At 78.4% G+C, this 402-nt stretch carries 1 protein-coding gene; it reads left to right on the top strand.

Translation table 11 applies throughout. The features are described from left to right. Positions 1-402, top strand: a 402-nt coding sequence (locus FNQ90_RS26690) for an aminotransferase class I/II-fold pyridoxal phosphate-dependent enzyme (RefSeq protein WP_182608617.1), incomplete at both ends; no start/stop codon positions are given.

Below are 402 nucleotides of genomic sequence, written 5' to 3' on the forward strand. Positions count from 1 at the left end.
GCCTGGGGGTGGTCGGGGACGGGGGGCGCGGCGCCCCGCACGCCGCCGGTCTCGCCGGCGCCCCCGACGTGGTGGCCACCGTCACACTCTCCAAGTCCCTGGGTGCCCAGGGCGGGGCGGTGCTCGGTCCCGCCCGGGTGATCGAGCACCTGGTCAACACCGCTCGCACCTTCATCTTCGACACCGGGCTGGCCCCGGCCGCGGTCGGTGCCGCGAGGGAGGCCCTGCGGATGGTGCGTTCCGGACCGGAACTCCCCGTCCGGGCCCGATGGGTGGCGGCGGAGTTCCACCGGCGGCTCACCGCCGCCGGGTACACGGCGGCCCGCCCGGACGCGGCGGTGGTCTCGGTGCACGCCCCCGACCCGGTCGCGGCGGTCCGCTGGGCGGCCGACTGTCGGGAGG

This window comes from Streptomyces alkaliphilus (genome assembly GCF_014141535.1).
GTDB classification, from domain to species: Bacteria; Actinomycetota; Actinomycetes; order Streptomycetales; family Streptomycetaceae; genus Streptomyces; species Streptomyces alkaliphilus.